The organism is Methanoregula sp., assembly GCF_002835825.1.
GTDB lineage: Archaea > Halobacteriota > Methanomicrobia > Methanomicrobiales > Methanospirillaceae > Methanoregula.
The window spans coordinates 1-5670 of record NZ_PIZH01000124.1 but is presented as its reverse complement, the minus strand read 5'-3'; the positions used below and the strand labels follow the sequence as shown (position 1 = coordinate 5670).

Below are 5670 nucleotides of genomic sequence, written 5' to 3'. Positions count from 1 at the left end.
GGGGAGGAAGCGCTCGCTACCCTGTCGACCCTGCGTCCGGACCTCATCCTCCTGGATATCATGATGGAACCGATGGATGGCTGGGAAACCCTTGGCAGGATCAAGGGTGATCCGTCACTGTCCGACCTGCCCGTCCTCATGTTCTCGGCAAAGAAGATCACCCCGGAAGAAGCAGATGCACACCGTATGAATATCGAGGATTTTGTCTCGAAACCGGTCAATCCCTCCCTTCTGCTGGAATCCATCAACCGGATATTTGCGCGCCGCGAGGCGGTAAAGACCGAGGCAATGCAGGCAAAGGTCAAGGGCGTCGATCCCTCCCTTGTCAGTGAATATTCAGCCCTCAGAAAGAGCATCGAGGTAGATAAAAATCTTCTTGTTGTTCTCAAAAAATCCAGCGGCACGCATCTTCCCGGCAGAGAAGTCCCTGCAGACGATCTTGCTGCGATCAGCAGGCTTGAGGCAAAGATCCTTGCCGACGAGAAAAGGCTCAGCGAACTCAGCGGAAAGTTCAGCACAGGAGCATGAGCGCCATCCAGCGGCCGGAAGCTGGATCGGTAAGAATCTTTAAATAGTTTTCTGGCGTTGTTATAATGCTTTACAACTTTATAAATTCCGGGGTTCGTAGCTCAGTTCGGTAGAGCGCCTGGCTTTTAACCAGGTGGTCGGGGGTTCAAATCCCTCCGGGCCCGTTGCCACGAGCAATCGTGGGATTTTTGCGGTGATGCATCTGAGAGGAAATTTGTTCATCTGTGAGGGGGTTTTTCATTGAGCACCAAACTGAATGTGTTAGAGCACGTGATGGTGCCGGATCATCAAATCATGAGCGAGGATGAGGTTTCTGAACTTCTCACCCGCTACAACATTACAACCGAACAATTACCGAAAATTTATCATGACGATCCTGCAGTCAAAACGATCGGCGCCGAAGCTGATGATGTGATACGGATCATCCGGACGAGCCACACGGCTGGCAGGGCCGAAGCGTACCGGCTCGTGATCAGGAAACCGAAAAAGTGATCTTTGGGGTTGGTCAGTCTGATTGACAGAAGTATTTTATCGAGGGCATATTTTTCACGGGAGCATGTTGCGCGCCACCAGCTTGACTCCTTCAATTATTTCCTAAAACACAATCTCCAGAAAGTGGTAAACGAGCAGCGGATCATCGAGACCGACATCGAGAACCGGGGCAGGAACAATGACCCGGTCTGGGTTGAACTCGGGAGCATCGAGGTGAAAAAGCCGCTCGTCCGCGAGGCAGACGGTTCACAGGGAGAACTCTACCCGAGCGAGGCCCGTCTCCGCAACCTGACGTACGCGGCCCCTATCCAGCTGGGCCTGACGCTTGTTCACGGCGATGACCGGCAGGAGCCTATTATCACGACCATCGGGCAACTCCCGATCATGGTCGGGTCGCTTGCCTGCAACCTTTATGGCATGGATGACGCGCAGCGCGTCTCCCATGGCGAGGATGCATTCGACGCGGGCGGCTATTTCATCGTGAACGGCACGGAGCGTGTTCTCATGACCCTGGAGGACCTTGCGTCCAATAAGATCATGACCGAGTTCACCGAGCGCTACAATGAGCGCATCTACGTGGCCAAGGTATTCTCCCAGTTTCGCGGGTACCGCGCGCTTGTCGTTGTTGAACGGAACAAGAAGAACCTCCTCGAGGTCTCTTTCCCGTCCGTTGCCGGCCACTTAAAATTCGTGGACCTGATGCGGGCGCTGGGCATGACCAACGACCAGGAAGTCGTGAATGCGGTCTCAAGCGACGAGGACATCCTGACGTTCATGATGCAGAACCTCGAAGAGAGCGAGTGCGACTCGGTCGATGGCGGCGTCATGTACGTGGGTAAGAAACTTGCGCCGAACCAGACCAAGGACTACCAGCGCAAACGCGCCGAGTTCGTCCTGGACAACTATCTCCTGCCGCACCTCAACTACTCAATGCCGGCAAACCTCAAGGAAGGTGACGAAGGCTACCAGGAAGCAGTTCTCTCGGTCCGTCTTGCGAAGGCACACTTCCTCGGTCGCATGGCAGAGGCCTGTTTCGACTTGGTGCTGAACAAGCGCAGGATCGATGACAAGGACCACTACTCGAACAAGCGGCTGAAACTCGCCGGTGACCTGATGGAGGATCTTTTCCGTATCTCGCTCAACAGGCTGACGAGGGATATCAAGTACCAGCTCGAGCGCGCCAGCATGCGCCACCGCGACCTCTCGATCGCAACCGCCGTCCGCGCCGATGTGCTGACCGAACGCCTCCTCCACCCGCTTGCCACCGGCAACTGGGTGGGCGGGAGGACCGGTGTCTCCCAGCTCCTTGACCGTGTCGACCACATGGCCGTGCTTTCGCACCTTCGCCGTGTCATCTCCCCGCTCTCCCGGTCCCAGCCCCACTTCGAGGCCCGTGACCTGCACCCGACCCAGTGGGGCCGGATCTGCCCGAGCGAGACCCCTGAAGGACCCAATTGTGGTCTTGTCAAGAACTTCGCCCAGATGGTGGAGATCAGCAAGGGTGTTTCCGACGAGGAAGAGATCATGCGCATCCTGCATAACCTTGGCGTAGAACACATCCGGGGTGAGGTCCAGTGAAGAAGTCACGCGTATTCGCCGACGGTGCTCTCATCGGCCTTGTCGATGACCCGAAGGCACTTGTGGCAAATATCCGGAACATGCGCCGGCAGGGAGCGCTCTCGGCTGAAGTCAATGTCTCCCACAAAGAGTACAATGGCGATGTCGTGATCCTGACCGACCGCGGCCGCGCCCGCCGCCCGCTGATTGTCTTAAAGAACGGCGAGCCGCTCATCACCGAAGAAGACCTTTCCCGCCTTGCAAAAAAGGAGATCGATATGGGCTTCTTCGTCCAGCACGGGATGATCGAGTTCATTGACGCAGAAGAGGAAGAAGACCTCTTCATCGCAATGAACCCCGAGAACGCGACGCCCGAGCACACCCACCTGGAGATCGACCCCTCCCTGATCCTCGGTATCGGTGCGGCGCACGTCCCGTTCCCGGAACACAACGCAAGTCCCCGTGTCACGATGGGCGCAGGAATGGTCAAGCAGGCGCTTGGTTTTGGCGCTGCGAACATGAAGCTCCGCCCGGACACCCGCGGCCACCTGCTCCACTACTGCCAGAAACCGCTCACCCACACCCAGACCTCCGAACTGATCGGATCCGATGACCGCCCGGCCGGCCAGAACTTTGTTGTTGCGATCCTCAGTTACGAAGGGTACAACATTGAAGATGCACTCATCTTCAACAAGGCCTCGATCGAGCGCGGCCTTGGACGGTCCCACTTCTTCAGGACCTACGAGGGTGAAGAGCGCAGGTATCCCGGCGGCCAGATCGACCGCATCGAGGTGCCCGAAGAGGACGTTGCCGGCGCCCACGGTGCCGAGTCCTACAAGAACCTTGACGAAGACGGTGTCATCAACCCCGAGACCGTTGTCATGGAAAAGGACGTACTCATCGGTAAGACCTCCCCGCCCCGTTTCCTCGAAGAACCCTCCGGCGAGCTGATCGCAGTCGAGAAGCGTCGCGATACCTCGGTTACGATGCGCAGCAACGAGCATGGCATTGTCGACACGGTCATCATCACCGAAGGCGAGAACAGTTCCCGGCTCGTGAAAGTGCGCACCCGCGACCTCCGTGTGCCGGAAGTTGGTGACAAGTTCGCATCCCGCCACGGGCAGAAGGGCGTTGTCGGCCTGATCACCCCCCAGGAGAACATGCCCTTCACCGAGAGCGGCCTCTCCCCCGACCTCGTCATCAACCCCCACGCCATCCCGAGCCGGATGACTGTCGGGCACATGCTGGAGATGATTGGTGGTAAAGTCGGGTCCCTGGAGGGTCGGCGCATCAATGCCACTGCTTTCAGCGAAGAAGCCGACAACGAAGCAAAGATCCGCGCCAGCTTAAAGGACCTTGGTTTCTCCCACAATGGCCGCGAGGTCATGTATGACGGCATCACCGGCAAGGTCTTCAAGGCCGATATCTACATCGGCGTCATCTATTACCAGAAACTCTACCACATGGTATCGTCGAAGATGCACGCACGGTCCCGCGGCCCGGTGCAGGTCTTAACCCGCCAGCCGACCGAAGGCCGCGCCCGTGAAGGTGGTCTCCGGTTCGGTGAGATGGAACGCGATGTCATGATCGGCCACGGTGCCGCCATGGCCTTAAAGGAGCGCCTGCTCGACGAGTCAGACAAGGTGCAGGAATATGTCTGCGCACACTGTGGCATGGTTGCGATGCTCGACCGCAAGCGCAACATGACCCGCTGCCTTGCCTGCGGCAACGAGACCGACATCTACTCGGTCGAGATGAGTTACGCGTTCAAGCTCCTGCTTGACGAGATGAAGAGCATGGGTATAGCACCCAGACTGAAGTTACAGGACGTGGTGTAACATGCCATCCCCAAAACGAATCGGCCAGATCGAGTTCGGCCTCCTCTCCCCCAAGGAGATCCGCGAGATGAGTGTCCGCAAGATCATCTGGGCTGACACCTACGATGACGACGGGTTCCCCTACCCCCAGGGGCTCATGGACTTGAACCTCGGCGTCATCGACCCGGGCCTCCGGTGCAAGACCTGCGACCAGAAGGCAAGCGAGTGCCCCGGCCACTTCGGCCACATCGAGCTTGCAAAGCCCGTCATCCATGTCGGGTACACGAGGCTGATCCGGAAACTCCTGCGTGTCACCTGCCGTGCCTGCGGCCGTGTGCTCCTCTCCCCCGAGGAAGTCGAGAAGGTCGTTGGTACAGAAGATGACCAGACCGGGGACCTTCTCTCAGAAAAGGACGTCAAGAAGGAGCGCGTCTGCCCCCACTGCGGCGAGCAGCAGCTCAAGATTAACTTCGAGAAACCGACGACCTTCTCCGAGGTCATGGTCGAGGAAGGGAAGAAGGTCGAGCACAAGCTCACCCCCGCTGACATCCGCGCGCGTCTTGAGAAGATCCCCAATGAGGACCTGATCCCGCTCGGAATCAACCCGGACGTTGCCCGCCCTGAATGGACCATCCTCACTGTGCTCCCGGTCCCGCCGGTCACGATGCGTCCCTCCATTATCCTGGAGAACGGCCAGCGGTCCGAGGACGACCTTACCCACAAGCTCGTGGACATCATCCGTATTAACCAGCGGTTCAAGGAGAACCAGGACGCAGGCGCTCCCCAGCTGATCATCGAGGATCTCTGGGAACTCCTGCAGTACCACGTGACCACCTACCTCGACAATGAAGTAGCCGGCTGTCCCCCGGCCCGACACCGCAGCGGCCGGCCCTTAAAGACCCTCTCGCAGCGCCTGAAGGGGAAGGACGGGCGTTTCCGTGGTTCGCTCTCGGGTAAACGTGTGAACTTCTCGAGCCGTACCGTCATCTCACCTGACCCGAACCTCTCGGTAGCGCAGGTCGGCGTTCCCCGTGCCGTGGCAAACGAGATGACCGTGCCGGTCCGCGTCACCATCCATAACATCGAGGAGCTCCGCCAGATTGTCCGGAATGGCCCGCCCCGCCCGGATGTCAACGCCCCCTGCGGCGCAAACTACGTCATCCGTCCGGACAACCGCCGTCTCCGTCTTGGCTCCGACAACCTCGACACGGTTGCCGACATGATCGAACCCGGCTACACGGTCGAACGCCAGCTCAGGGACGGCGATGTGGTGCTC

The 5670-nt window shown here is 58.6% G+C and carries 4 protein-coding genes, 1 tRNA gene and 1 pseudogene; all 6 read left to right on the top strand.

Features of this window, described 5'->3' with window-relative positions; genetic code table 11:
• The coding region (locus CW742_RS05980; RefSeq protein ID WP_292417843.1) for a response regulator at window positions 1-528 on the top strand (528 nt) is incomplete at its 5' end.
• A 90-nt stretch (window positions 529-618) separates the two neighbouring features.
• Window positions 619-692, top strand: a tRNA-Lys gene (locus CW742_RS05975).
• A 76-nt stretch (window positions 693-768) separates the two neighbouring features.
• Window positions 769-1020: a DNA-directed RNA polymerase subunit H gene (locus CW742_RS05970; RefSeq protein ID WP_015285040.1), complete on the top strand. Its 252-nt coding sequence runs from the start codon at window positions 769-771 to the stop codon at window positions 1018-1020.
• Window positions 1021-1038: 18 nt separating this feature from the next.
• Complete coding sequence (locus CW742_RS05965) at window positions 1039-2598, top strand: DNA-directed RNA polymerase subunit B'' (RefSeq protein ID WP_394339459.1); 1560 nt, start codon at window positions 1039-1041, stop codon at window positions 2596-2598.
• The gene (gene rpoB / locus CW742_RS05960; protein ID WP_292417836.1) at window positions 2595-4415 is read left to right on the top strand and encodes a DNA-directed RNA polymerase subunit B; all 1821 of its coding nucleotides are present in this window, start codon (window positions 2595-2597) and stop codon (window positions 4413-4415) included. Before CW742_RS05965 ends, rpoB begins: the two co-directional genes overlap by 4 nt.
• Before the next feature lies 1 nt (window position 4416).
• Window positions 4417-5670, top strand: a pseudogene (locus CW742_RS05955) (DNA-directed RNA polymerase subunit A'); the annotation flags it as partial.